We start from the raw sequence: 25190 nt of genomic DNA, 5'->3' as shown, positions 1-25190 counted from the left end.
TTTGCCCGGCTGTGACAAGGGGGTTGACCTGCAGGCCCGGCATGACGCTCTAGTCATGCAAAATCATCAGGGTTTCGAGAGCACCGTGACGCCAATATTGACCCGCATTTCTGCCTGCCTTGCCTTTCTGGTTCTTGCCGCCTGTGGTGCCCCTGCAAAGGTGGATGCGCCGCCTGCTGCAGTGCCGCCCGGCTATGAGGCCGTCGAGGATGGCGGTTTCCTGATTCCGGCGGTTCAGCCGCGCCAGTTCATCGGCTCTCCGCCGCGTGAAGAGGTCGCCTATACAGAGCCCGACCGTCCCGGTAGCATTGTGGTCGATCCCTTTGCCCGGAAGCTTTACTATGTGCTCGAAGGCGGGCGCGCGATGCGCTACTCCATCGCCGTGGGCCGGGCCGGGCTGGGTTTCCGGGGCAGTGCCGTGGTCAGCCGCAAAGAAAAATGGCCCAGCTGGCAGCCGACCGCCAACATGATCCGCACCATGCCCGATATGTATGCTGCCTATGCCGGGGGCTTGCCGGGCGGGCTTGAAAACCCGCTTGGATCGCGCGCGCTCTATCTCTATCGCAACGGGCGCGACACCTATTTCCGCATCCACGGCACGATCGACAACCGTTCCATCGGGCGGGCGACCTCGGCGGGCTGCATCCGCCTGTTCAATCAGGATGCGATGGATCTGTATGAGCGTGTGACGCTGGGCACCCATGTCCGCGTCCGCACCGAAGAGGAATCGGTCCGGCTGGAAGGCCGGTTGATGGAAGACGAATGGGGCTTGCTGATCCCCTATGATGAAACCCGTCTGGAAGAGATCGCCGCGAAACGTGCCATCAACGAAGCCAAGCTGGAAGCCCAGCTTCGGGCCGAAGAAGAGGCCGCAAAGCAGCAACTGGGCGTCGATCAGCAAGGCTGACCCGGCACACCTGTGCAAACGGCCCCGGCGTCGTCCGGGGCCGTTTGCATGTCTGCCGTTCAGGACAGGATCACATAATCCTTCAGCGTGGTCTCGATCACCTCCCAGGTGCCCTCGAATCCGGGGCGGATGATCCAGCTGTCGCCCGCCTTCAGCATGGTGGCCGTGCCCGCCGCATCGGTCAGCACCGAAACACCTTCGTGGATATAGACATATTCCCACTCCGCATAGGACACGCGCCATTTGCCCGGCGTCGATTGCCACATGCCGCAATACAGCCCGTCACGGTCCTCCATGTTCCATGTGGTGTGCACCGGGTCTCCGTCCAGCACGATTTCCGGGGCAGGGCGCGCTTCCTCGGGGATGATCGCGCTGCGGTCGATGCGGTGAAGCAGGGTCATTGGCCTGTCCTTTGGTGTTTGTTGCGGCGGTATTGGCCCCCTCTGCCCATGCCGGGTCAAGCCAGATCCACCCCCCGTTCTCCGGGCGCTTTGCGCTGGCGCGGCATGGGGGGCACCGCTATACAGTCAGCAACCATTCCTCTTGAGGGAGAGCAAGAGAGACATGAGCGCGTCAAGCCCTGTCCGCCCGGTGTTGCCCGCCGATATTCTGGCCCGCAAGGGCGGCACGCCCCTCGTGGTGCTGACCGCCTATACCACGCCCATGGCGCGCATCGTCGATGCGCATTGCGATGTGGCGCTGGTGGGGGATTCGCTGGGCATGGTGCTGCACGGCCTGCCCTCGACCATCGGCGTCACGATGGAAATGATGATCCTGCACGGGCGCGCCGTGGTTCGCGGCTGCCAGAAATCCATGCCGGTGATCGACATGCCCTTCGGCTCGTATGAGGAAGGCCCGCAACAGGCCTATCGCAACGCGGCCCGGCTGATGGCCGAAACCGGCGCCCCGGCGGTCAAGCTGGAAGGCGGCACCCATATGGCCGAAACCATTGCATTTCTGACCAAACGCGGCGTGCCGGTGATGGCGCATATCGGCCTGACCCCGCAATCGGTGAACACGCTGGGCGGCTACAAGGTGGTCGGCCGCGATGGCGAGGCGGAAAAGGTCATGGCCGATGCCGAGGCGGTGGCCGCTGCCGGTGCCTTCGCCGTGGTGCTGGAAAAGGTGCCCGAAGGGCTCGCCGCCCGCATCACGCAAGCGCTCGCCATTCCGACCATCGGCATCGGTGCGGGTGTGCGGTGCGACGGGCAGGTGCTGGTGGTCGATGACATGCTGGGCCTGTTCACCGATTTCCGCCCGAAATTCGTGAAACGCTATGCCGAACTGGGCCGCACGGCAGACGAGGCGATTGCCGCCTATGCCGCCGATGTGCGCGCCCGCGCCTTCCCGGCGCCGGAACATGCCTTTGCCGATGTGCTGCCCCCGAAGGGAACGAAAAACTGATGCAGATCCTCAGGACCGTAGGCGAATTGCGCACCCGGGTGCGTGGCTGGAAGGCGGATGGGCGGCAGGTCGGCGTAGTGCCGACCATGGGTGCGCTGCATGAAGGCCATATGAGCCTGGTGCGCGCCGCCAAACGTGGCTGCGACCGGGTGATCGTCACGATCTTCGTCAACCCGATGCAGTTCAACAACCCCGATGATCTGGCGAAATATCCGCGCACCGAAGACCACGATGCCGCGATGCTCGCCGCCGAAGGCGTGGACCTGCTGTTCGCGCCGCTGCCCGACGAGGTCTATCCCAAGGGCTTTGCCAGCAAGGTCTCGGTCTCCGGCATCACGGCCCCGATGGAAGGCGCGATGCGCCCCGGCCATTTCGATGGCGTGGCGACCGTGGTGGCCAAGCTGTTCGGCATGACCCAGGCCGACCGCGCCTATTTCGGCCAGAAGGACTGGCAGCAGCTTCAGGTCGTCAAACGCATGGTCGCCGATCTCAACCTGCCGGTCGAGGTGGTGGGCTGCGAGACGATCCGCGAACATGACGGGCTGGCCATGTCGTCGCGCAATGTGCGGCTCGATCCGCTGTCGCGGGCGCAGGCGCCAGCGCTGTACAAGGTGATGACCCGCGCGGCGACGGCGCTGCGCGACGGCGGCGCCCCCGCTGCGGTCCTGGGCCAGGCGCGCGAAGACCTGCGCCTCGCCGGGTTTACCGAGGTCGAATATATCGACCTGCGCACCGCCGCCATGCTGGACCCGATGGAGGTGCTCGACGCCCCCGCCCGCCTGCTGGCCGCCGCCTGGATCGGCGGTGTGCGCCTGATCGACAATATCCCGGTCTGAAGCCCCCTTCATCCTGGCCCAAATACTCTCGGGGGTCCGGGGGGCGAGCCCCCCGGGGGGGCCGCCCCTCACGCCGCCAGTAAATCCGCCAGCACCAACGCCATGACCAGCGCGCTGTCCTCCATATCCTGCACGCCGACCCATTCATCCGGCTGATGCGCCAGATGCAGCAGTCCCGGCCCATAGGCGATGCAATTCTTCAGCCGCCCGATCCGGTCGATATGCTTCTGGTCATAGGTGCCCGGGCTCACCACATAATCTGCCACCCGCCCCAGCACCCGCTCGATCGCCGCTGCGGTGGATCGCACCACTGGTGCCTCGCGGTCGGTCATCACCGGCTGCACTTCGAACAGATCTCGGATGTCATAGTCGAACCCGGCCCGCCGCACCTTCAACCCGTCCAGCAAACCCGTCACCTCGGCCTTCACCTCGGCAATATCCTCTTCGATCAGGAAACGCCGGTCCAGAATGATGCGGCAGCGATCCGCCACGCAGGGGGCGGGCAGGCCGGTATAGCCCGGCTCGGGTTCCGCCTCACCGCCATGGATCGAGTTGATGTTCAGCGTCGATTGCCGCGCGCCTTCGGGCACCACCGGCATGGCGGTGCGTTTGGTGGCCAGCAGCGGGTAAAGGCTGTGCTCCACCTCTTCCAGCACCGCGCCCATGTGGCGGATGGCACTGTCGCCCAGAAACGGCATGGATCCATGGGCGATGCGCCCCTTCGTCTCCACCTCGGCCCACCAGACGCCGCGATGGCCCAGACAGATGCGGTCCTTGTGCAACGGTTCGGGGATGATGACATGCTGCACCCGGTCCGGGTCGAACCAGCCCTGTTGCGCCAGATAGGCCACGCCGCCAAAGCCACCCGACTCCTCGTCTGCCGTGGCCGAAATCTCGATGGCGCCGCGAAACGCCGGGCATACCGCCAGAAACGCCTCGGCCGCGATGATCGAGGCCGCCAGCCCGCCCTTCATGTCGCAGGCGCCCCGGCCATAGATGCGGCCCCCATTCTGCCCATCGTCCTCCAATGCGCCGCCGAACGGGTCGCGCGTCCAGCCATGGCCGACCTCCACCACATCGTGATGGCTGTTGAAATGCACGCAGTCGCCGGGCGCGGCCCCCTCGCGCCGCGCCACCAGATTCCAGCGCGGATGGGCCTCGCTGTCGCCCGGCGCGCCCTCGGCCCGCACCAGCGCGGTCACGAACCCCTGCGCCGACAGCCGGTCCGACAGGTAGTCGCAGATCTCGCGGTAATGCAGCCCCGGCGGGTTGAGCGTCGGGATGCGGATCAGATCCTGCGTGAGCGCAATCAGGCTCTCGCGGCGGCTGCGGATTTCGGCGCTCAGGCGGTCTGTCAGATCCATGGCCATAGCCTAGCGCCCGCACGCGCCGAGACAATCCCTCTCGGGCACGGCGCTCTCCCACCCATCCCGCGCAACGCCTCCCTCTCCCCTTGGGGGAGAGGGCAGGGTGAGGGGGAGAGAGGCGGCTCCGCCACCCACTGGCCCCATCGCCGCATCCCGGCTATGCTGTGCCCGAACGAGCCTCCTGAGGAGCCCCGCATGTTCGCCATTCTCCGTGCCTGGGCCATCGCCTTCATCCTGCTCTCGGTGATTTATTGGATGCTGCGGGTCTATTTCCGCTCCACCCATCGGGAAAAGCTGGAGAAACGCTTCGATGCAGGGGATGTGCCGGGCGACCGCGATGCCTATATCAAGGCAGGGATGGCAGACTATGGGCGCAGCCTGCGGCTGAGGCTGGTCTGGCTGGTTTATGTCCTGCCACTGCTGGCCATCGCCGCGATTATCTATTCCGTGAATTACGACTGAGGAGTGACTGCCGCATGTGGACCTGGATCAAACGCGGGATCGGCCTTGCGCTGCTGCTGCTTGTGGTGGCCTTCCTGCATTACACCCTGCCGCAGCGCGATATCGTGCGGATCACCGGCACCTATAACCGGCTGACCGAGATCGGCGCCAATGGCATGTTCTACGCCTCGCCCGACAGTGGTACGACCACCGCCACGACCGAGAAACGCGACATCCGCTTCATCGAGGCGGTGTTTCCCGATGGCGACGTGATGGTTTACCGCAACGAGGATACCGGCTGGATCTGGCCGCCTTACTTCAAATATGACAGTTCCAACCTGCAGGCCGAGGCAACGAACCTTGAAAGCGGCAAGGACAATCCGCAATGGGTGGCGGTTACCCATTATGGCTGGCGGCTCTCGATCCTGTCGATCTATCCTAACGCGGTAAAGGTGCGCGCAGTGGCGGGGCCGGATGTGCGGCTGGTCCCATGGGTGAATATCGTGGTTCTGGTGCTGCTGGCGGCGGGGTTGGGGATGCTGTGGCGCATGTGGCAGCAGTTCAAGGAACGGATGATCGAACCCGCGATGGATGATTTGAACAACAGGCTGGATGCGGTAGATGCGCGGGCTGATCAGGCGAAAGCCCGTGCACGGGGGCTGTGGTCTCGGCTGTTTTCGCGCCGTTGAGCAGAGGCGAGGCCCTTGACCCCGCCGTCGCAAAGATGAGTATTTTTGCCAGGATGAAGGCCGAACTGATCGTGCTTTCACCCTGGCTCAAATACTCATATCGCGCGCTCAGCCGCGCAGCGTGCCGCCGGTGGCCTTGCTGACCTTTTCGACGATTTTGGCCGATACGGCCTCGATGTCCTTTTCGGTCAGGGTCTTGTCCTGCGGTTGCAGGCGCACGGTGAAGGCGATGGATTTCTTGCCTGCCCCCATCTGCGCCTCGGCCTTCTCGCCGGTGAACTGATCAAACACGCGCACGCTTTCGATCAGCGCCTTGTCCGAGCCCTGTGCGGCATTGACCAGCGTCAGCGCCTCGACCCCCATGTCTACCACGAAGGCGAAATCACGCTCCACCGCCTGCAGGTCCGAGATCGCCAGCGCCGGTTTCGTCGGCGTTTTCGCCTTGGGCATCGGCACATTGGCCACCTGCACGGTGAAGGCGACTGCCGGGCCCTTCACGTCCAGCGCGGCCAGCACGCGGGGATGCACCTCACCGAAAGCGGCCAGCACATTCGGCCCCAGCCCGATCACGCCCGACCGGCCGGGATGCCACCAGCCTGCCACTTTGCGCGAGACTTGCACCTTGGCCGGTGCGCCCAGTGCCGCCAGCACCGCCTCGGCATCGGCCTTGGCGTCGAACACATCCACCGGGCGGCGCGAGCCATAGGGATCGCGCGGCGCTGCGGCACCGATCAACAGGCCGGTCGCCTGCAGCGCCTGTTCACCGGGCTCGCCGCCCGCAAAAACCGGGCCAACCTCGAACAGCGCCAGATCCATGAAGCCGCGTGCCTGATTGCGCGCCGCCGCCCGCAGCAGGCCGGGCAGCAGGTCGGGGCGCAGGTGGGTCATTTCCGACGAGATCGGGTTGTCCACCCGCACGGCATCCGTGCCGCCGCCGAACAGTGCTGCCGCCGTCTGGTCGATGAAGCTGTAGGTCACACATTCATTGTACCCCAGCGCCGCGATCTGCCGCCGTGCGGCCTTCTCGCGCTGCTGCAAGGGCGTCAGGATCGGTTTCGGCACGCCGGGCAGGGCGCGGGTCATCGGCTTGCCGACCAGCTTGGTCAGCGAGGCGACGCGGGCCACTTCCTCCACCAGATCGGCGGCGCCCTGCACATCGGGGCGCCAGCTGGGCGGGGCCGCCTGATCGCCTGTCAGCGTGAAGCCCAGGGCGGCCAGCGTCGCACGCTGATCGGCCTCGGCAATCTCCATCCCGACCAGCGAAACGACACGGGCCGGATCGAACGGATAGCTGCGTGCGGTATCGGGCACGGCGCCGTCGATCACCAGATCGGACGGCTCGCCGCCGCACAGGTCGATCACCATGGCGGTGGCAAGGTCCAGCCCCGGCAGGGTGAAAGCCGGGTCCACACCGCGTTCAAACCGATAGCGCGCATCCGAATTGATCCGCAGCGCCCGGCCGGTGGTAGCGATGGTGATCGGATCCCAGAAGGCGCTTTCCAGAAAGACATCGGTGGTCGCGTCAGAACAGCCCGAAAGCTCGCCCCCCATGATCCCGGCAAGGCTTTCCGGCCCCTGATCGTCGGAAATCACCATCATGCCGGGGTGCAGCGCATAGGTCTTGCCGTCCAGCGCCAGCAGTTCCTCGCCGCCTTGCGCGGGATGGATGCGCAGATCGCCCCGCACCTTGGCCATGTCGAACACATGCAGCGGGCGGTTCAGCCCGAAGGTGAAATAGTTGGTGATATCGACCAGCGTCGATATCGGGCGCAGGCCGATGGCCTTCAACCGCGCGGCCAGCCAGTCCGGCGAGGGGCCGTTCTTCACGCCGCGGATCACCCGCCCAGCGAAAACCGGGCAGCCCTTGGCCTTCAACTCGTCGGCAATCACCACCTTGATCGGTGCGGCGAATTTCGCCTCGATCTGCGGGATGTCCAGCGCCTTCAACGTGCCAAGGCCCCGCGCTGCCAGATCGCGCGCCAGACCGCGCACGCCCAGCCCGTCGGGGCGGTTCGGTGTGATCTTCACATAGATCATCGGATCATTGACGCCGCGATAGTCGATGAAACGCACCCCCACCGGCGCATCTTCCGGCAGGTCGATGATGCCGTTGTGATCGTCCGAAAGCTCCAGCTCGCGTTCCGAACACAGCATCCCGTTGGAATCGACGCCGCGAATATTGCCCGGCTTCAGGTCCACACCGGTGCCCGGCACATGGGTGCCGGTGGGGGCGAACACGCCCACCAGCCCGGTGCGCGCATTGGGCGCGCCGCAGACCACCTGCACCTCTTCCATCGCGCCCTCCGGCCCGTTCGGCCAGGTGGCCACACGGCAGACGCGCAGCCGGTCGGCATTGGGGTGCTGCACCGCCTCGATCACGCGGCAGATGCGGAAGGCGCCCAGCTTGTCCTCGGGGTTCTCCACCTCCTCGACCTCGTGGCCGAGATCGGTCAGCGCATACAGGATCTCGTCCAGCGTGGCGCTTGTTTCGAGATGATCCTTCAACCAGGACAGGGTAAATTTCATGGCAGGGCCCCCCGGGGCAATTCTTCGGACAACAGCGCCTTGGCCTTAGCGCATCAGCGCGAAAAGGAAAAGAGCGGGGCGCGGCTGGGTTTCCGCTGGGGAAACGGGTTGTTCCCGATGAGGCCTGCCGTCTTTTAACATTTGTGGTGAAATTGTGGTATCAATATGAAAGGCGGGGGCCAAATTGGTGCAAGAGGGTATTGTGCAGATCTGTCTTCAAATTCCGCAGGATCGTCCTGCCGCCCATCCGGTCCGGCTTTCGCTGATGATGGGGCTTAGCCTGTTGTTGATGGTGCTGCACGCTGCCGCCTATACCTGAAGGCAGGCTCAGTCTGCCGCGCGCAGGATGCGCGGCACCTTGAATTCGACCGATTCCTTTGCCGTTTCAACCAGTTCCACCGTTGTTTCATAACGGTCGCGGAAGGCATCCAGCACCTCGTTCACCAGCACTTCGGGGGCACTGGCCCCGGCGCTGATGCCGACAGAGCGGATGCCCTGAAGCGCGCGCCAGTCGATCTCGCTGGCGCGCTGCACCAGTTGCGAATAGTTGCAACCCGCCGCCCGTCCAACCTCGACCAGCCGCCGCGAATTTGACGAATTCGGGGCGCCGATCACCAGCAGCGCATCGATCTTGCCCGCGATGGCCTTGACGCTGGCCTGCCGGTTGGTGGTGGCATAGCAGATGTCTTCCTTGTGCGGCCCGATGATCGCCGGAAACCGCGCCTGAAGTGCTGCCACAATCGCGACGGTATCATCAACCGACAGGGTGGTCTGGGTGATGAAGGCCAGCTTTTGCGGATCGCGCGGCGCCACGCGCGCCACATCCTCGACCGTTTCCACCAGCAGCACTTCACCGGGGGGCAGTTGCCCCATGGTGCCGATGGTTTCGGGGTGGCCGGCGTGGCCGATCATCACCATCTGCAACCCGGCCTCGTGGTGGCGTTCCGCCTCGATATGCACCTTGCTGACCAGCGGGCAGGTGGCATCGACATAGATCATCTCGCGCCGCGCCGCCTCGGCCGGGATGGCCTTGGGCACGCCATGGGCGGAAAAGATCACCGGGCGGTCATCCGGCACTTCGTCCAGTTCCTCGACGAACACGGCGCCAAGCGCCTTGAGCCCGTCCACCACATATTTGTTATGCACGATCTCGTGCCGGACATAGACCGGCGCGCCCCATTTCTGCAGCGCGATCTCCACGATCTTTATCGCCCGGTCCACACCGGCGCAAAAGCCGCGGGGCGCGGCAAGATACAGGGTGAGGGCGGGTTTCTCGGTCATGGCGGGCCTCGTTCGGTTGTCTCCGAGGTAAGCGCTCTGCGCGCTCAGGTCCAGCCCCAGCCGATCACCCCGGCGGTGATCGCTGCCAGCACGCCATAACGCGCGGTCTTGGCGAAGCCGACGATCAGCGCGAATTGCCACAGCGGCACGCGCATCCCGCCCGCGATGAAGCAGATCACATCGCCCAGTGGCGCCCAGGCCAGCAGCAGCGTCAGCCGCCCCCAGCGGGTGAACCACGCTTCGGCGCGCGCCAGTTGCGCCTCGGCCAGAGCAAAGCGCCCCTCCAGCCGCCGCGCGCCACGCCCCAGCGCCCAGGTGACGACCGACCCAGCCGTATTCGCCAGCCCCGCCACCGCGATCAGCAGCCAGAGCGGGGCTTGTTCGGCCACCTGTAAGGCCACGAATACCGGCTCCGATTGTAGCGGCAAGGGTGTGGCCGCCAGAAACGCCGCCAAGGCGAGGCCAAGAACCGAGACTTCGGCAATCACGGCTGCGCGTCCCGCGCCAGCCCGTCCCAATGTGCCGCAAAGCGCTCCATGTCGGGCCGATCCTCAAAGGCGGTCAGCGGCAGGATCAGCAACCCGCCCGCATCCTCGATGAACAGATGGTGGGGTGTCAGCACGACCTGCCGGTTCAGTTCGGGCGTGAAATTCCGCGTGATGCCGCCGCGCGTTTCGCACAGGTGATCGCCCCAGATTTCCAGCGTGGCCTCTTGCTGCGTCGGAACCTGTCGCCGCGCCGCGCGACGGTCCGCCAGTTGGAACAGCACCTGCGCCAGCAGGAAAACCGCAATCCCTGCACCCGCTGCCGCTGTCAGCCGCGCGCCCAGGGCAAGAAATTCCTCGGTTGCCGCATAGGCCATGCCACAGGCCACCGGCGTGGCGAACAAGGCAAAGTAACGCCAGCCGCGAAGCTCTCGCGGCTGGCGCTGCCAGATCAGGGCATCCCCTTGCCCGATCTCGTATCGCAGGCACCGCAAGGGCGCCTGCGGATCAGCCGGACTGGCAGATCGCCCCGCCAGTCCGCTCACTTGGCCTCGATGGCAATATCCTCGCGCTCCACCCGCGGTTCGCGCGGCGGGCGACCGATCACTTCGCGCAGCTCGTCCAGCTCGATGAAGTTGTCGGCCTGACGGCGCAATTCATCGGCGATCATCGGCGGCTGGCTGCGGATGGTCGAGACGACAGACACCCGAACCCCTTGGCGCTGCAGGCTTTCGACCAGCGGTTTGAAGTCGCCATCACCCGAGAACAGCACGATGTGATCGACCCGCGGTGCAAGCTCCATCGCGTTGACCGTCAACTCGATGTCCATATTGCCCTTCACCTTCCGCCTCCCCTGGCTGTCGGTGTATTCTTTGGCGGGCTTGGTCACCATGGTGAAGCCATTGTAATGCAGCCAGTCCACCAGCGGGCGGATGGGCGAGTAGTCGTCGTTTTCAAGCAGGGCCGTGTAGTAGAACGCGCGCAGCAGCTTGCCCCGGCGCATGAACTCCTGCCGCAGCAGCTTGTAGTCGATGTCGAACCCCAGCGCCTTTGCAGCCGCGTAAAGGTTTGACCCGTCTATGAACAGCGCAAGCCGTTCGTCCTTGTAAAACATATGTCTTTCCCCTCAAAATGCGCCCGAACCTTTCCCCGCGCGAGTGGTGGACGCGATAGGGAGGGAACGAAACAAAGCTGGATACCAATCCGCCTGCGCCTCGCGCAAGCCATACTTAAGAGACTATCATTGCCAACCTTTCCTGCAAACGAGGCGTTGATCGCCCTAGGCGCAAACCTGCCATTTGATGCGCAACCTCCGGCGGAAACGCTGGTCGCCGCACTGGGCGCGCTGGCGGACGAAGGGCTACCGGTTACGGCCATGAGTCCGATTTATGCGACCCCCTGCTTTCCGCCAGGGGCCGGTCCCGATTATGTGAATGTGGCGGCGCGGATCGTGAGCGGCGGGCAGTCACCGCAGGCGGTGCTGGAGGCGCTGCACCGGGTAGAGCTGCGATTCGGGCGCGAGCGGGTGCGGCGTTGGGGGATGCGCACGCTGGATCTCGATCTGCTGGCGATCGGCGACCAAATTCTGCCCGATGCGGCGGAACAGGCACGCTGGCGGGCATTGCCCCCCGACCAGCAGGCGACCGAGGCGCCCGACCGGCTGATCCTGCCGCATCCGCGCTTGCAGGACAGGGCTTTCGTGCTGGTGCCCTTGGCCGATGTGGCGCCGGACTGGCGCCATCCGCTGCTGGGCCGCACCGTGCGCGAGATGCTGGAGGCCCTTCCGCCGAAGCTGCGCGCCGAGGTCACGCCGCTTTGAGCGCTGTTTGCCACAGAGCCGCTTGTCAAGAGCCTTTGATCGGCATAAGAAGCGCCTTCCATGCCCCCAATCCGCAACGGAGTACCCCATGGCCCGCGTGACGGTCGAAGATTGTGTTGACAAGGTCCCCAACCGTTTCGAGCTGGTGATGCTTGCAGCCCATCGTGCGCGCGAAATCGCGTCGGGCTCGCTGCTGACCATTGATCGGGACAATGACAAGAACCCGGTGGTCGCCCTGCGCGAAATCGCCGAAGAAACCCAGAATACCGATTCGCTGCGCGAACGGATGATCGAAAGCTATCAGACCCAGATCGAGGTGGATGAGCCGGAAGACGATCAGATGGCGCTGCTGATGGGCAATGGTGACATGGTGGATCGTCCGGCTCAGGACGACATGTCGGAAGAAAAACTGCTGCGCGCCCTGATGGAAGCGCAGGGCGGCAACTGAGCCGCTGACAGTGCAAGGATCGGGCGGGGATGATCGACGTTGAAGACCTGATCGCCCTCGTCCGCAATTACAATCCGCGCACCAATGCCGATCTGATCCGGTCGGCTTATGCCTATGGCAAGCAGATGCATGAAGGGCAGTTCCGCAAGTCGGGCGAGCCCTATTTCACACATCCTGTCGCCGTGGCCGCGATTCTGACCGAACAGCGGCTGGATGACGCGACGATCGTGACCGCGCTGCTGCACGACACGATCGAAGACACGAAATCCACCTATGCCGAGGTCGAACGCCTGTTCGGCCATGAAATCGCCGAAATGGTGGACGGCGTGACCAAGCTGACCAATCTTCAGCTGTCCTCCACCCAGTCCAAGGATGCCGAGAACTTCCGCAAGTTGTTCGTCGCCATGTCGCGCGACCTGCGGGTGATCCTTGTGAAACTGGCCGACCGTCTGCACAACATGCGCACCATCAAGTCGATGCGCCCGGAAAAGCAGGCGCAGAAGGCCCGCGAGACGATGGAGATCTTTGCCCCCCTGGCCGGTCGCATGGGGATGCAATGGATGCGCGAGGAGCTGGAAGACCTGAGCTTCCGCGTCATCAACCCCGATGCCCGCAACTCGATCATCCGCCGCTTCATCACCTTGCAGCGCGAGGCGGGTGATGTGGTGCACAAGATCAGCGCCGATATCCGCCACGAGATGGAAAAGGCCCAGATCGAGGGCGATGTCTTCGGGCGCGCCAAGAAGCCCTATTCCGTCTGGCGCAAGATGCAGGAGAAGGATCTTGCCTTCTCGCGCCTGTCCGACATTTACGGCTTTCGCGTCATCACCCTCAATGAAGCCGATTGTTACCGCGTGCTGGGGCTGATCCATCAGCGCTGGCGTGCGGTGCCGGGGCGGTTCAAGGATTACATCAGCCAGCCGAAATCCAACGGCTACCGTTCCATCCACACCACGGTTTCGGGGCGTGACGGCAAGCGGGTGGAGGTGCAGATCCGCACCCGCCAGATGCACGAGGTCAACGAATCGGGGGTCGCCGCGCATTGGTCCTACCGCGAGGGTGTGCGCGCGCAGAACCCCTTTGCTGTCGATCCGGCCCGTTGGGTTGCCAGCCTGACCGAACGGTTGGGTGAGGAAGACCACGACGACTTCATGGAAAACGTGAAGCTGGAAATGTATACCGATCAGGTATTCTGCTTCACCCCCAAGGGCGATGTGATCCAGCTGCCGCGCGGGGCCACGCCACTGGATTACGCCTATGCGATCCACACCCGCATCGGCAATTCCTGCGTGTCGGCCAAGGTGGACGGCATCCGCGTGCCGCTGTGGACCCGGCTGAAGAACGGCCAAAGTGTTGAAATCCTGACCGCCGAAGGCCAGCGCCCGCAAGCGAGCTGGATCGACATCGTGACCACCGGCCGCGCCAAGGCCGCGATCCGACGGTCGCTGCGCGAGGAAGACCGGGGCCGGTTCATCAAGCTGGGGCAGGAACTCGTCCGCGCCGCCTTTGACCACGCGGGCAAGAAGGCCACCGACAAGGCGCTGCGCACCGCCGCCAAGATGATGGGCCTGCCGGACGAGCAGGAACTGCTGGAAAAACTGGGCTCTGCTGAACTGGCCGCGCGCAAGGTGCTGGAGGTGCTGTATCCCGAGCTTCAGGTGGCCAACCCGAACGAGGTGGACGCCACCCGCCCGCTGATCGGCCTGGCCGACGATCAAAGCTATCGCCGCGCCCCCTGCTGCCAGCCGGTGCCGGGCGAACGGATTGTCGGCATCACCCATCGCGGGCAAGGGGTGGTTGTCCATGCCATCGACTGCCCGGAACTGGCGGAATACGAAGAACAGCCGGAACGATGGGTTGATCTGCGCTGGCAGGCCGGGCGCCATGCGGCAGTGAACACCGTCAGCCTCGAATTGACCATCGCCAATGACGCTGGCGTGTTAGGCCGGATCTGCACCTTGATTGGCGAGCAGAAGGCCAATATCTCGGACCTGCATTTCGTCGATCGGAAGCCAGATTTTTACAAACTGGTGATTGATGTCGAATTGCGGGACCTTGAGCACCTGCATATGGTGATGACCGCGCTCGAAGCCGAGACGGACGTGGCCCAGATCGCGCGGCACCGCGCCGCCAGGAAAAGGCCCTGACAAAGGGCAGGGAAGAGAGACGTGGTATTCAAGCGGCGCGACAAGCGGTCCTACTGGCAGATCGCGCGGGATTTCATCTACCCAAAAGGTGGATTCCGGCGCGCCATCCGGTATGTGATCCACCGGATGCGGCGCCTGCCGGATCGTCCCCACCGCATCGCGCGCGGGGTGTTCGCGGGGACGTTCGTCAACTTCCCGCCACTGTTCGGGGTGCAGATGCTGTCGGCAGCGGGCCTAGCCTGGGTGCTGCGCGGCAATATAATCGCGGCATTGCTGGCCACTTTCCTGTCCAATCCACTGACGACACCGTTCATCGCCATGGGGTCGTTGAAGCTTGGCCATTGGATGCTGGGCATCGAAGCGCCGATGGATTTCAACTTCGTCTTCGCCGCCTTCACCCATGCGAGCAGTCAGCTTTGGGAAAACTTCGTCGCGATCTTCACCTCCGATCCGACGCGCTGGGACAAGCTGAATGATTTTTTCTGGTTCATTTACTGGCCCTACCTGATCGGCTCGATCCTGCCGGGGATCTTGTTCAGCTTCGTCGCCTATTACCTGTCACTGCCGCTGGTTCACGCCTATCAGAAGCTGCGCACCAGCAAGCTGCGCGACAAGGCTGAAAAGCGCAAAGCCTTGAAAGCACGTATCGCGGCGGTTGCGGCGGCAGCGAAAGCGCGCGAAACCGGGGATGACGAGGGACCGGGCGCACCGTAAGCTGCGCGCGGCGTGGAAGGAGAGCGATATGGCATCTGGCAAATTGCGGCTTGGCGTGAACATCGACCATGTGGCCACGGTGCGCAACGCGCGCGGCTCGGCCTGGCCGGACCCGTTGCGCGCGGCGCTGCTGGCAGAGGCGGCGGGGGCCGATGGCATCACCGCCCATCTGCGCGAAGACCGTCGCCACATCCGCGATGCGGATATGGAGGCGCTGGCCGTCGGGTTGGGGATTCCGCTGAATTTTGAATGTGCGGCCACGGATGAAATGCAGGCCTTTGCGCTGCGGCTGAAACCCCATGCCGTCTGCCTTGTGCCCGAACGCCGCGAAGAGCGGACGACCGAGGGGGGGCTGGATGTCGCCGGTGATGAGGCCCGGTTGGCCACCTACATCGCGCCTCTGCGGGATGCGGGGTGTCGGGTCAGCATGTTCATCGGGCATGACGCCCGCCAGATCGAGGCTTCGGCTCGCATCGGCGCTGCGGTGGTGGAACTGCATACCGGCCATTATTCCGATCTTCATGCCGAAGGCCGCCTGGCCGAGGCCGAGGCGGAGCTTGCCGCCCTGCGCGACGGGGCCCGTCTGGCCGCCTCGCTGGGGCTGGAGGTTCATGCCGGGCATGGGTTGACCTATGAAAACGTCGCCCCGATTGCCGCGATCCCCGAGGTGATGGAGCTGAATATTGGCCATTTCCTGATCGGCGAGGCGATCTTCCTGGGGCTGGAAGCGGCCATCGAAAAAATGCGGCGGCGTATGGACGAGGCGCGGGTGTGACGCTGGTGATGGTATCGGAGCCTGCGCAGGCATGATCCTCGGCATTGGATCGGACCTGTGCAATATCGACCGGATCGAGGCGACGCTTGCCCGCCATGGTGAGCGATTTCGCACCCGCGTTTTTACGGACCGCGAGCAGGCCAAGGCCGAAAGCCGCCCCCGTGCTGTGGCCGCGACCTATGCCAAACGCTGGGCTGCGAAAGAAGCCTGTTCCAAGGCCCTGGGCACCGGGCTGCGCATGGGCATCAGCTGGCGCGACATGGCGGTCACGAATCTGGAAACCGGCCAGCCGGTGATGCATCTGACCGGCTGGGCGGCAACACGCCTGGCCGAAATGACGCCGCCGGGCCACAGCGCAACCGTGCATCTGACTTTGACCGACGATCACCCTTGGGCGCAAGCCTTTGTGGTGATCGAGGCCCGGCCCGTGCTGCAGGCACAAGCCGGGCAAACTTGACTCCGCCCCCTCTGGCGCGCATGAAGCGCGGCAGAACAAGAGAGAGGCTGCGCATATGGCGAGCAAGGCGAAATCCGAAGGCGGCATCGTGGAAACGATCAAGACCGTTGTCTACGCGCTGCTGATTGCAGGGGTGTTTCGCACGCTGTTTTTTCAGCCATTCTGGATTCCGTCGGAATCGATGAAAGACACGCTGCTGATCGGTGATTTCCTGTTCGTCAACAAGATGGCCTATGGCTATTCGCGCTATTCCTGCCCCTTCTCCTTCTGCCCGATCAGCGGTCGTATTCTGGCCACGGAACCCGAGCGGGGCGATGTGGTGGTGTTCCGGCATCCGGTGAACGGATCCGATTTCATCAAGCGGCTGATCGGCTTGCCCGGTGACAAGATCCAGATGAAGAACGGGATTCTGTGGATCAATGGCCAAGAAGTGCCGCAGGAACCTGCAGGTACGTTTGAAGAGATCTATGAGCGCCAAGGCCCGATGGGCAACCTGCCGCGCTGCGAGAATGGCCCGGTGGGCGAAGGGGGACTTTGCACCCGCTCGCGGTTCATCGAGACGCTGCCGAATGGTGTGAAGCACCATGTGCTGAATATCGACACCAATGGGTTTGGCGACAATACCGATGTCTTCACTGTGCCGCCGGGCCATTATTTCTTCATGGGCGACAATCGCGACAATTCGACCGACAGCCGCTATAGCCAAGCCGTGGGCGGCGTCGGGATGCTGCCTGAGGAATATCTGATCGGCCGCGCCGACCGGGTGATCTTCTCGTCTGCCGGAACATCCATGCTGGCCTTCTGGACCTGGCGGTCCGACCGTTTCTTTGCGGCGATCGAGTGAAGCTGTCGGCCGATCTCCTCGCCTTTCAGGCGCGCATCGGGCACGCGTTCCGCAACCCGGAACTGCTGGTGCGCGCGGTGACCCATGCCTCGATCTCATCTGCGAACCGCCCCGACAATCAGCGGCTGGAGTTTCTGGGAGACCGGGTGCTGGGCCTTGTGATGGCCGAGGCGCTGCTGTCTGCCGATGTGCGCGCGGCGGAAGGGCAGTTGGCCCCGCGCTTCAACGCCTTGGTCCGCAAGGAAACCTGTGCCGATGTTGCGCGGGATCTGGGGATCGGCGATGTATTGAAGCTCGGCCGGTCCGAGATGATGTCGGGCGGGCGGCGCAAGGATGCGCTGCTGGGCGATGCGATGGAGGCGGTGATCGCCGCCGTCTATCTCGACGGCGGGTTCGAGGCGGCCCGCACGGTCATTCTGCAACACTGGGGCGCGCGGATCGGCGATGTGCAGCAGGATGCGCGCGACGCCAAGACCGCGCTGCAGGAATGGGTTCAGGCGCGCGGCCAGAACCCGCCAAGCTATACGGCGCTGGGGCGCGAAGGGCCGGACCATCAGCCGGTTTTCACGGTTGAAGTGCGGCTGGTCTCTGGCGAGACGGAAATCGCCCGTTCGGGCACGAAACGCGCGGCTGAACAGGCCGCTGCCAAGGCGCTTCTGGCGCGACTGGAGGGCCGGAATGGCTGAAACGACACGCGCGGGATTCGTGGCCCTGATCGGCGAACCGAATGCCGGAAAATCCACACTTCTCAACAGGATGGTGGGCGCCAAGGTCTCCATCGTCACCCATAAGGTGCAAACCACGCGTGCGCGGATTCGCGGCGTATGCATGGAGGGGCAGGCGCAGATCGTCTTCGTCGATACGCCCGGCCTGTTCCGCCCGCGTCGTCGTCTGGACCGTGCGATGGTTGCTGCGGCCTGGGGCGGTGCGGCGGATGCCGATATCATCGTGCTGCTGGTCGAGGCCCATCGCGGCCTGACCGAAGGGACGGCAGCGATCATCGACACGATGAAGGACCGTATCCCCCAGGGCCAGAAAGTGGCGCTGGCGATCAACAAGATCGACCGGGTGAAGGCCGAAACCCTGCTGGCGCTGTCGGCCCAGTTGAATGAGGCGTTTCCCTTCGTCGAGACCTTCATGATTTCCGCCGAAAAAGGCTATGGTGTTGACAAGCTTCGCGAATGGCTTGCCAGCGAGATGCCTGAAGGGCTGTGGTTCTACCCCGAAGACCAGATCGCCGATCTGCCGATGCGCATGATTGCCGCCGAGATTACCCGCGAGAAGTTGACGCTTCGTTTACACGAGGAGTTGCCCTATCAGCTCACTGTCGAAACCGAGCAATGGGAAGATCGCCCCGACGGGTCCACCCGCATCGACCAGGTGATCTATGTCGCGCGCGATGGCCACAAGGGCATCGTTCTGGGCAACAAGGGCGAGACGATCAAGGCAATCGGCCAGGCCGCGCGCATTGATCTGGTGGCCTTCCTTGAGCGGCCGGTGCATCTGTTCCTGCAGGTCAAGGTGCGGCCCAACTGGCTGGACGAACCCGACCGCTATTCCGAGATGGGCCTTGATTTCAAGGACGGAGATTAAGACTTAGGATCAACGGGTTATGGAGCCACGCCTTGCCTCTGGTCTTTGGGTTTCGGCCTATCTTACCCGGCTGCGGCTTGCCGATATTCCGGCTTTCGTGACCGCGAAAGGCGATGCGACGGCGGGCGCGGTGGTGGTGAAATCGGCCACGCTGGACGGGCGGGCTTGTGCGTTTTCGCGCAGCTTTGACCTGCTGAACGACCGCCGCACCTGGGTGGTTCTGGCCGAGGGCGCCGAGCCGGACGTGGATGCCGTGCTGGCCCGGGCGCGGCGTGCCGACCCCGATCTGTGGATCATCGAGGTCGAGGATCGTGCCGGGCGCACGCTGCTGCAAGAGGACGGTCTGTCCCATTGAAGGCGGGGTGACAAGTGTGCACCGGGGCGGCACCCCCTGTACACCGCCGGTGCCGCGCCGTGCCGCACTTTCACCCATTTACCTTTTCTTGACCTCTTGCCGCCATGCTTGGGGAATCAGAGACTAGGGCATGGAGTGGAGCGATGAAGGAACGGTAATCTCGATGCGCCCGCATGGCGAGACGGCGGCGATCATCGAGGTATTCACGGCGCAGCATGGGCGACATGCCGGGGTGGTGCGGGGCGGCATCTCGCGGAAGGTTGCGCCGATGCTGCAACCCGGCGCGCATCTCGCGGTGGTCTGGCGGGCGCGGCTGGACGATCATCTGGGCACCTACAGCGCCGAACCGCTGCGCAGCCGGGCGGGGCTGCTGGCGGATCGGCTGGCGCTGGCCGGGTTGAATGCGATCTGCGCGCTGCTGCATCTGGCCCTGCCGGAACGCGAGGCCCATCCGGTGCTGTATCTGCGGACAGAGGCATTGCTGGATGCGCTGGGCATCGAGGTGGATTGGTCGGCGCGATACCTGCGCTGGGAGATGCTGCTGCTGGAGGAGCTTGGCTTCGGGCTGGACCTTGCGCGCTGCGCGGTGACGGGGCAGCGCGACGATCTGGCCTTTGTCAGTCCGCGCACCGGCCGGGCGGTCAGCCGCGGGGCGGCGGGGGATTGGGCGTCGCGCCTGCTGCCGCTGCCGCAGGGGCTGCTGGGGCAGGGGCCGTTGCCGGGACCGGAACTGATGCAGGGGCTGGCGGTGACGGGGCATTTTCTCGGGCGGGAGCTGCCGGGGCTGCGGGGCCGCCCGGCCTTGCCGGAGGCGCGGGCGCGGTTGCTGGATCTGCTGGCGCGGGGATCGTGATGGCAAGGGGGGATGCGGCGGGGCTTGCGGCTGCGGGCAACCCGGCGGCGGGGGGTATGGGCGGGAGCAGGAAAGTCGGGCTGCGACGTGAAATGTCGCGGGTGATACAGACGCCGACAGGGGAATGGGGGTCAATCCGGCAGGAACGCGATATGGCCAACAAATACATCCCCCTTTTCCTGCGACACTCCACCTCGCCCCGGCTTGAGGCTTTTGCGCTGCTGGCCGGGCTGGAGGCGGCGGTGCGGGGCACGCTGATTTCGGTGATGCCGCTGACGATCTATGCGGCGGTGCAGGATGCGGCGATTGTCAGCCGGATCTATTTCTTCGTCGGCATCGCCTCCCTGATCTGGGGGTTGATGGTGCCCTGGGCCACGCGCTGGGTGCCGCGGCGCTGGATGTATAGCCTGGGCTGCGGGCTGTATCTGGTGGCGATGGGGCTGGCGGTTTCGGGCGGTCCGGTCGCGGTGCCGCTGGCCTTGATGTGTGCCGCGCTGGCGACGGCGACCTGTTTCGTGTGTTTCAACGCCTATGTGCTGGATTATGTGGCGCGGGCAGATCTGGGGCGGACGCAGAGCCTGCAGATGCTGTATGCCGCCACACCCTGGGCGGTGGGGCCGATGCTCGGGGTCTGGCTGCAGGAGCTTTGGGCGCCGCTGCCGTTTCTGGTGGCGGCCGGGTTCGCGCTGTTGCTGCTGACGGCGTTCTGGGTGCTGCGGCTGGGCAATGGCAAGCAGATCCAGCGGGCGAAACGGCCTGCGGTGAACCCGCTGGCCTATCTGGGGCGGTTCTTCCGCCAGCCCCGGCTGATCGCGGGCTGGCTGTTTGCGGTGCTGCGCAGCTGCGGCTGGTGGATTTACGTCGTCTATCTGCCGATCTTCTGCGTCGAGGCCGGGTTGGGGCCGAAAGTGGGCGGGGTGGCGCTGTCGCTGTCGAACGCGCTGCTGTTCACCACGCCCTTCCTGCTGCGGCTGGTGCATCGCAGTTCGGTGCGCATCGTGGTGCGGCAGGCCTTTGCGCTGTGTCTGGTGTGTTTCACCGCGGCGGGGCTGCTGTCGGGCTGGCCCTGGGCGGCGGTGATCGGGTTGATGCTGGGCTCGGCCGGGCTGGTGATGCTGGATGCGGCAGGCGGGCTGCCCTTCATGCTGTCGGTGAAACCGTCAGAGCGGGTGGAAATGGCGGCGGTCTATTCCAGCTTCCGCGACGTGTCGGGGATTCTGACGCCGGGCGCGGCCTGGCTGGTGCTGGCTTTCGCGCCGGTGGCGGGGGTGTTTGTCGCGGGGGGAATGGGATTTGCGGCGGCCTGGCTGATTGCCGGGCGGCTGCATCCCCGCCTCGGCGGCGCAAGGCCGTCACGAGGCGGGGTGTAGCGCCTGCCGGGGGCCATCCGGCAGGCGAAAGCTCAGTCGAGCAGGCGGCGGGCGATGACCTGCGCCTGAATTTCGGCGGCACCTTCAAAGATGTTGAGGATGCGCGCGTCGCACAGGATGCGGCTGATCTGATATTCCAGCGCGAAGCCGTTGCCGCCATGGATCTGCAACGCATTGTCGGCGCAGGCCCAGGCGACGCGGGCGCCGAGCAGCTTGGCCATGCCGGCCTCCAGATCGCAGCGCTTGTCGTGGTCTTTCTGCCAGGCGGAGAAATAGGTGAGCTGGCGCGCCACCATGATTTCCACCGCCATCAGGGCGAGTTTCGAGGCGATGCGCGGGAATTCGATCAGCGGTTTGCCGAACTGCTTGCGCTCTTCGGCATAGCGCATCCCGGATTCCAGCGCGGATTGCGCGACGCCGATGGCGCGGGCGCCGGTCTGGATGCGGGCGGATTCGAAGGTCTGCATCAGCTGCTTGAAACCCTGACCTTCCACCCCGCCCAGCAGGTTGTCGGCTTTCACCTTGAAGCCGTCGAAGGCAAGCTCGTATTCCTTCATGCCGCGATAGCCCAGTACCTCGATCTCGCCGCCGGTCATGCCGGGGGTGGGGAAGGGGGCTTCATCGGTGCCGGGGGTCTTTTCGGCGAGGAACATCGACAGGCCACGGTAATCGGTGGTGGCCGGATCGGTGCGGGCGAGCAGCGTCATCACATGGGTGCGCGCGGCGTGGGTGATCCAGGTCTTGTTGCCGGTCACCTCCCAGCCGTCTTCGGTTTTCACCGCGCGGGTGCGGAGCGAACCGAGATCGGAGCCGGTATTGGGTTCGGTGAAGACGGCGGTCGGCAGAATTTCACCGCTGGCGAGTTTCGGCAGCCAGTGCGCCTTCTGTTCGGCGGTGCCGCCGCACAGGATCAGCTCGGCCGCGATTTCGGAGCGGGTGCCAAGGGAGCCGACGCCGATATAACCGCGCGACAGTTCTTCGGACACCACGACCATCGAGGCTTTCGACAGGCCGAAGCCGCCGAATTCTTCGGGAATGGTCAGGCCGAACACGCCCATTTCGGCCAGGCTTTCGATGATGCTCATCGGGATGAGCTCGTCCTTCAGGTGCCACTCATGGGCGAAGGGCACGACCTGTTCATCGGCAAAGCGGCGGAACTGGTCGCGGATCATCTCCAGCTCTTCGTCCAGCCCGGTGGCGCCGAAGGTGGCGCGACCGTGATTGTCGCGCATCAGGGCAACGAGGCGGGCACGGGCGGCGTGCGTATTGCCCTCGGCCATCAGGCGGGTGGCGGCGGCGCCGGGCGCCCAGCTTTGCCCCAGATCGGCGAGGCGGGCGATTTCGTTCTGCGACATCGGGATGCCGCCCAGGATCTGCGACAGGTATTCGCCATAGCCGATCTGCAGCAGCAGCGATTCCATTTCGCCAAAGCTGCCGGATTCGGCCAGACGGCCGGCCCAGGCGTGCATCTGGCGCAGCGCCTCGGTGTAGGTGGCGAGCCAGCTGAGCGCATGGGCGGCGAACTGGTGTTCTTCCAGCGCCGCGCCAGAGATCTTGCCGCCCACGGTCACGCGGTCGCGCAGCGCCTCACGCGCCGAGATGAACAGCGCTTCGACTTCGGGCAGGGCGGCGGCGGTCAGGCCTTGCAGATCGGCGAGCAGGGGCGCGGGGGTCATGGCTTGTCCATCATGCGGCATGGCGATTCCTCGGTTTCTGCGGTTGCAAATGGGGTAATCTCTTTGCAGTCGCAGCGCAACAAAAATTCAAACGCGATGCGGGTGGTGAAGCAAAATGTCGCTGCGACCATTGTTTGAGGGTGCGTGGCCTTGAAATGACAAACGCCCCAGCTATGCCGGGGCGTTTGAAACCTGGTGCTGCCGGGCAGATCAGCCGATGGCGGCGGCTTTCACGTCGGCGTCGATATAGGGCACATACTGGCCGAAGTTTTCGGCGAACATGCCGACCAGTTTCTGCGCCTGCGCGTCATAGGCGGCCGGATCGGCCCAGGTGGCGCGCGGGTTCAGCAGGGTCGCATCGACGCCCGGCACTTCGACCGGCACTTCAAAGCCGAAGTTCGGATCCTTGCGGAATTCGACCTTGGCCAGCGAGCCGTCCAGTGCGGCGGTCAGCAGCGCGCGGGTGGCGCGGATCGGCATCCGCTTGCCCGAACCGAAGGCGCCGCCGGTCCAGCCGGTGTTGACCAGCCAGCAGGTGGCGCCGGTTTCGGCGATCTTTTCCTGCAGCAGCTTGCCGTAAACCTCGGGCCGGCGCGGCATGAACGGGGCGCCAAAACAGGTGGAGAAGGTCGGCGTCGGTTCAAGAACGCCACGCTCGGTCCCCGGGGTTTTCGAGGTGAAGCCGGAGAGGAAGTGATACATCGCCTGCGCCGGGGTCAGCCGCGCGATCGGCGGCAGCACGCCGTAAGCGTCGCAGGTCAGCATGATCACGTTTTTCGGCTGGCCGCCCATGCCGGTCGGCGAGGCGTTGGAGATGTATTCCAGCGGATAGGCGCAACGCATGTTCTGCGTCAGGCTGGCATCCTCGAAATCCAGTTCCAGCGTTTCGGGGTCGTAGACCATGTTTTCGACCACGGTGCCGAATTTCGAGGTGGTGCCGTAGATTTCCGGCTCTGCCTCGGCGCTCAGGCTGATGGTCTTGGCGTAGCAGCCGCCTTCGAAGTTGAAGGTGCCCTTTTCCGACCAGCCATGTTCGTCATCGCCGATCAGGATGCGCGACGGATCGGCGGACAGCGTGGTCTTGCCGGTGCCCGACAGGCCGAAGAACACGGCGGCGTCTTCCGGGTTGCCGATGGCATGGTTGGCCGAGCAGTGCATCGCCATCACACCCTTGGCGGGCAGGATGTAGTTCAGCAGGGTGAAGACCGATTTCTTGTTTTCGCCCGCATATTCGGTGTTGGCGATCAGGATGACCTTCTTTTCGAAGTTCAGCGCGATGACGGTCTCGGTGCGGCAGCCATGCTTGGCCGGATCGGCCTTGAACGACGGGCAGTTGATGATGGTGAATTCCGGCACGAAGCTGTCCAGCTCGGCCCGATCCGGGCGGCGCAGCATGTGGCGGATGAACAGCCCGTGCCAGGCCAGCTCGGTCACAACACGCACGTCGAGACGGTGCTCGGGGTCGGCACCGGCATAGAGATCCTGCACGAAGTAGTCGCGGCCCTTCATGTGGTCGAGCATGTCGGCATAGAGGCGGTCAAACGCCTCGGGGACCATCGGGGCGTTGTTTTCCCACCAGATGCTGTTTTCGACCGAGGGGGTCCGAACCACGAATTTGTCTTTCGGCGAGCGGCCGGTAAATTGCCCGGTGGAGCAGAGGAACGCCCCGCCCTTGCCCAGACGACCTTCGCCGCGCTTCACAGCCTGTTCGACGAGTGCAGGTTCGATGTCGTTGTAATAGACCGTCCCCAGCCCGCTGATGCCTTGGGCTTCGAGGGTCTGGCTGGGGTTCACGCGTCCATGCGTCATAGTGCAAGCTCCCGGTGCCGCGCGAGGGCGGCGAAATCAGGTTCAAATCGGCAGCCTGGGCCAAACAGCTACCGGCCAGCCCCGGAACCCGGGCTGACAGGTGCCCTATAACATGAGGCTTTCGTGACAGAATAGCGCGCATTTGGGTGGTTAGCGCAACCATTTCGCCTTTAGCGCAACCATTTCGTGCAGTGGCGAACTGCCGCCGATGTGGAGGCCCCCTTGACAGCCCCGATATGCCGCCGGGGCCCGTTGGGGCAAATTAGTCATTTATTCAGAAAAAAGGGTTGCACTTGTTCCTGTAGGGGTGGGTGATTCGCAGTTTGCTGTTGATTATTCGCGATGGAAACAGGACAATGTTTCGAAAATCAGAACAAGAGCATTACAGGAAAAC

26 protein-coding genes are annotated in these 25190 nt (G+C 64.5%); 17 read left to right on the top strand and 9 right to left on the bottom strand.

Going from position 1 to position 25190, the window contains the following annotated elements; all coding sequences use genetic code 11:
- Positions 1–94: 94 nt before the first annotated feature.
- Positions 95–907, top strand: a complete 813-nt coding sequence (locus BMX43_RS15570) for a L,D-transpeptidase (RefSeq protein ID WP_245749499.1) — start codon at positions 95–97, stop codon at positions 905–907.
- A 59-nt stretch (positions 908–966) separates the two neighbouring features.
- Here BMX43_RS15570 and BMX43_RS15565 read toward each other — a convergent pair whose 3' ends face one another.
- On the bottom strand, positions 967–1308 hold the full coding sequence (locus BMX43_RS15565; RefSeq protein WP_091303046.1) for a cupin domain-containing protein: 342 nt from the start codon (positions 1306–1308) through the stop codon (positions 967–969).
- A gap of 163 nt (positions 1309–1471) precedes the next feature.
- Here BMX43_RS15565 and panB point away from each other — a divergent pair, with 163 nt between their 5' ends.
- Positions 1472–2311 (top strand): 3-methyl-2-oxobutanoate hydroxymethyltransferase, encoded by an 840-nt coding sequence (panB, locus tag BMX43_RS15560; protein ID WP_091303044.1) that lies wholly within the window; start codon positions 1472–1474, stop codon positions 2309–2311.
- The gene (gene panC / locus BMX43_RS15555) at positions 2308–3147 is read left to right on the top strand and encodes a pantoate--beta-alanine ligase (protein ID WP_091303042.1); all 840 of its coding nucleotides are present in this window, start codon (positions 2308–2310) and stop codon (positions 3145–3147) included. Before panB ends, panC begins: the two co-directional genes overlap by 4 nt.
- A 68-nt stretch (positions 3148–3215) precedes the next feature.
- Here panC and BMX43_RS15550 read toward each other — a convergent pair whose 3' ends face one another.
- The gene (locus tag BMX43_RS15550) at positions 3216–4511 is read right to left on the bottom strand and encodes an acetylornithine deacetylase/succinyl-diaminopimelate desuccinylase family protein (RefSeq protein WP_091303156.1); all 1296 of its coding nucleotides are present in this window, start codon (positions 4509–4511) and stop codon (positions 3216–3218) included.
- 198 nt (positions 4512–4709) lie between these two features.
- Between BMX43_RS15550 and BMX43_RS15545 the strand changes: the two genes are divergently transcribed.
- Together BMX43_RS15545 and BMX43_RS15540 are read left to right on the top strand one after the other, a co-directional pair.
- A complete protein-coding gene (locus tag BMX43_RS15545; RefSeq protein WP_091303040.1) occupies positions 4710–4976 on the top strand; it encodes a hypothetical protein in 267 nt (88 codons plus the stop codon).
- 14 nt (positions 4977–4990) lie between these two features.
- Positions 4991–5644, top strand: a complete 654-nt coding sequence (locus BMX43_RS15540) for a DUF1523 family protein (protein ID WP_091303038.1) — start codon at positions 4991–4993, stop codon at positions 5642–5644.
- Between the two features lie 108 nt (positions 5645–5752).
- Here the strand turns inward: BMX43_RS15540 and pheT are convergent, their stop codons facing one another.
- From pheT to BMX43_RS15515, 5 genes are all read right to left on the bottom strand, one after another.
- Complete coding sequence (pheT, locus tag BMX43_RS15535) at positions 5753–8170, bottom strand: phenylalanine--tRNA ligase subunit beta (protein WP_091303036.1); 2418 nt, start codon at positions 8168–8170, stop codon at positions 5753–5755.
- A gap of 327 nt (positions 8171–8497) precedes the next feature.
- A complete protein-coding gene (gene ispH, locus BMX43_RS15530) occupies positions 8498–9451 on the bottom strand; it encodes a 4-hydroxy-3-methylbut-2-enyl diphosphate reductase (protein ID WP_091303034.1) in 954 nt (317 codons plus the stop codon).
- Between the two features lie 44 nt (positions 9452–9495).
- Complete coding sequence (locus BMX43_RS15525) at positions 9496–9939, bottom strand: YqaA family protein (RefSeq protein ID WP_091303032.1); 444 nt, start codon at positions 9937–9939, stop codon at positions 9496–9498.
- Positions 9936–10430, bottom strand: a complete 495-nt coding sequence (locus tag BMX43_RS15520) for a hypothetical protein (protein WP_091303030.1) — start codon at positions 10428–10430, stop codon at positions 9936–9938. The genes BMX43_RS15525 and BMX43_RS15520 overlap by 4 nt, the downstream gene beginning before the upstream one ends.
- Positions 10431–10477: 47 nt before the next feature.
- Entirely contained in the window at positions 10478–11050 is a 573-nt protein-coding gene (locus tag BMX43_RS15515) for a LabA-like NYN domain-containing protein (protein ID WP_091303027.1), read from the bottom strand.
- On the opposite strand from BMX43_RS15515, the gene folK reads away from it, so the two are divergent.
- From folK to BMX43_RS15455, 12 genes are all read left to right on the top strand, one after another.
- On the top strand, positions 11051–11755 hold the full coding sequence (folK, locus tag BMX43_RS15510; protein WP_091303025.1) for a 2-amino-4-hydroxy-6-hydroxymethyldihydropteridine diphosphokinase: 705 nt from the start codon (positions 11051–11053) through the stop codon (positions 11753–11755).
- Positions 11756–11843: 88 nt separating this feature from the next.
- Positions 11844–12203, top strand: coding sequence for a DNA-directed RNA polymerase subunit omega (gene rpoZ / locus BMX43_RS15505; RefSeq protein WP_091303024.1), 360 nt, complete (start codon positions 11844–11846; stop codon positions 12201–12203).
- A gap of 29 nt (positions 12204–12232) precedes the next feature.
- The gene (locus tag BMX43_RS15500) at positions 12233–14350 is read left to right on the top strand and encodes a RelA/SpoT family protein (RefSeq protein ID WP_091303022.1); all 2118 of its coding nucleotides are present in this window, start codon (positions 12233–12235) and stop codon (positions 14348–14350) included.
- Between the two features lie 21 nt (positions 14351–14371).
- The gene (locus BMX43_RS15495) at positions 14372–15064 is read left to right on the top strand and encodes a DUF2062 domain-containing protein (protein ID WP_091303020.1); all 693 of its coding nucleotides are present in this window, start codon (positions 14372–14374) and stop codon (positions 15062–15064) included.
- 28 nt (positions 15065–15092) lie between these two features.
- Positions 15093–15839 (top strand): pyridoxine 5'-phosphate synthase, encoded by a 747-nt coding sequence (locus BMX43_RS15490; RefSeq protein ID WP_091303018.1) that lies wholly within the window; start codon positions 15093–15095, stop codon positions 15837–15839.
- 31 nt (positions 15840–15870) lie between these two features.
- Positions 15871–16296 (top strand): holo-ACP synthase, encoded by a 426-nt coding sequence (acpS, locus tag BMX43_RS15485; protein WP_091303016.1) that lies wholly within the window; start codon positions 15871–15873, stop codon positions 16294–16296.
- Positions 16297–16351: 55 nt separating this feature from the next.
- On the top strand, positions 16352–17140 hold the full coding sequence (gene lepB, locus BMX43_RS15480; RefSeq protein ID WP_091303013.1) for a signal peptidase I: 789 nt from the start codon (positions 16352–16354) through the stop codon (positions 17138–17140).
- Positions 17137–17826: a ribonuclease III gene (gene rnc / locus BMX43_RS15475; protein ID WP_091303010.1), complete on the top strand. Its 690-nt coding sequence runs from the start codon at positions 17137–17139 to the stop codon at positions 17824–17826. Before lepB ends, rnc begins: the two co-directional genes overlap by 4 nt.
- Positions 17819–18733, top strand: a complete 915-nt coding sequence (gene era / locus BMX43_RS15470) for a GTPase Era (protein ID WP_091303008.1) — start codon at positions 17819–17821, stop codon at positions 18731–18733. Before rnc ends, era begins: the two co-directional genes overlap by 8 nt.
- Positions 18734–18752: 19 nt before the next feature.
- The gene (locus BMX43_RS15465; protein ID WP_091303006.1) at positions 18753–19088 is read left to right on the top strand and encodes a DUF1491 family protein; all 336 of its coding nucleotides are present in this window, start codon (positions 18753–18755) and stop codon (positions 19086–19088) included.
- A 130-nt stretch (positions 19089–19218) separates the two neighbouring features.
- Complete coding sequence (gene recO, locus BMX43_RS15460) at positions 19219–19941, top strand: DNA repair protein RecO (protein ID WP_091303004.1); 723 nt, start codon at positions 19219–19221, stop codon at positions 19939–19941.
- Positions 19942–20093: 152 nt separating this feature from the next.
- Positions 20094–21311, top strand: coding sequence for an MFS transporter (locus BMX43_RS15455; protein WP_091303002.1), 1218 nt, complete (start codon positions 20094–20096; stop codon positions 21309–21311).
- 32 nt (positions 21312–21343) lie between these two features.
- On the opposite strand, the gene BMX43_RS15450 is transcribed toward BMX43_RS15455, so the two are convergent.
- Positions 21344–23008, bottom strand: a complete 1665-nt coding sequence (locus tag BMX43_RS15450; protein ID WP_091302999.1) for an acyl-CoA dehydrogenase family protein — start codon at positions 23006–23008, stop codon at positions 21344–21346.
- Between the two features lie 189 nt (positions 23009–23197).
- Positions 23198–24796, bottom strand: coding sequence for a phosphoenolpyruvate carboxykinase (locus BMX43_RS15445; RefSeq protein WP_091302998.1), 1599 nt, complete (start codon positions 24794–24796; stop codon positions 23198–23200).
- Between the last annotated feature and the right edge of the window lie 394 nt (positions 24797–25190).

It is taken from the genome of Gemmobacter aquatilis, from assembly GCF_900110025.1.
Lineage (GTDB): Bacteria > Pseudomonadota > Alphaproteobacteria > Rhodobacterales > Rhodobacteraceae > Gemmobacter > Gemmobacter aquatilis.
The sequence above is the reverse complement of the archived record's forward strand: the minus strand, read 5'-3'. Positions and strand labels throughout refer to the sequence as shown.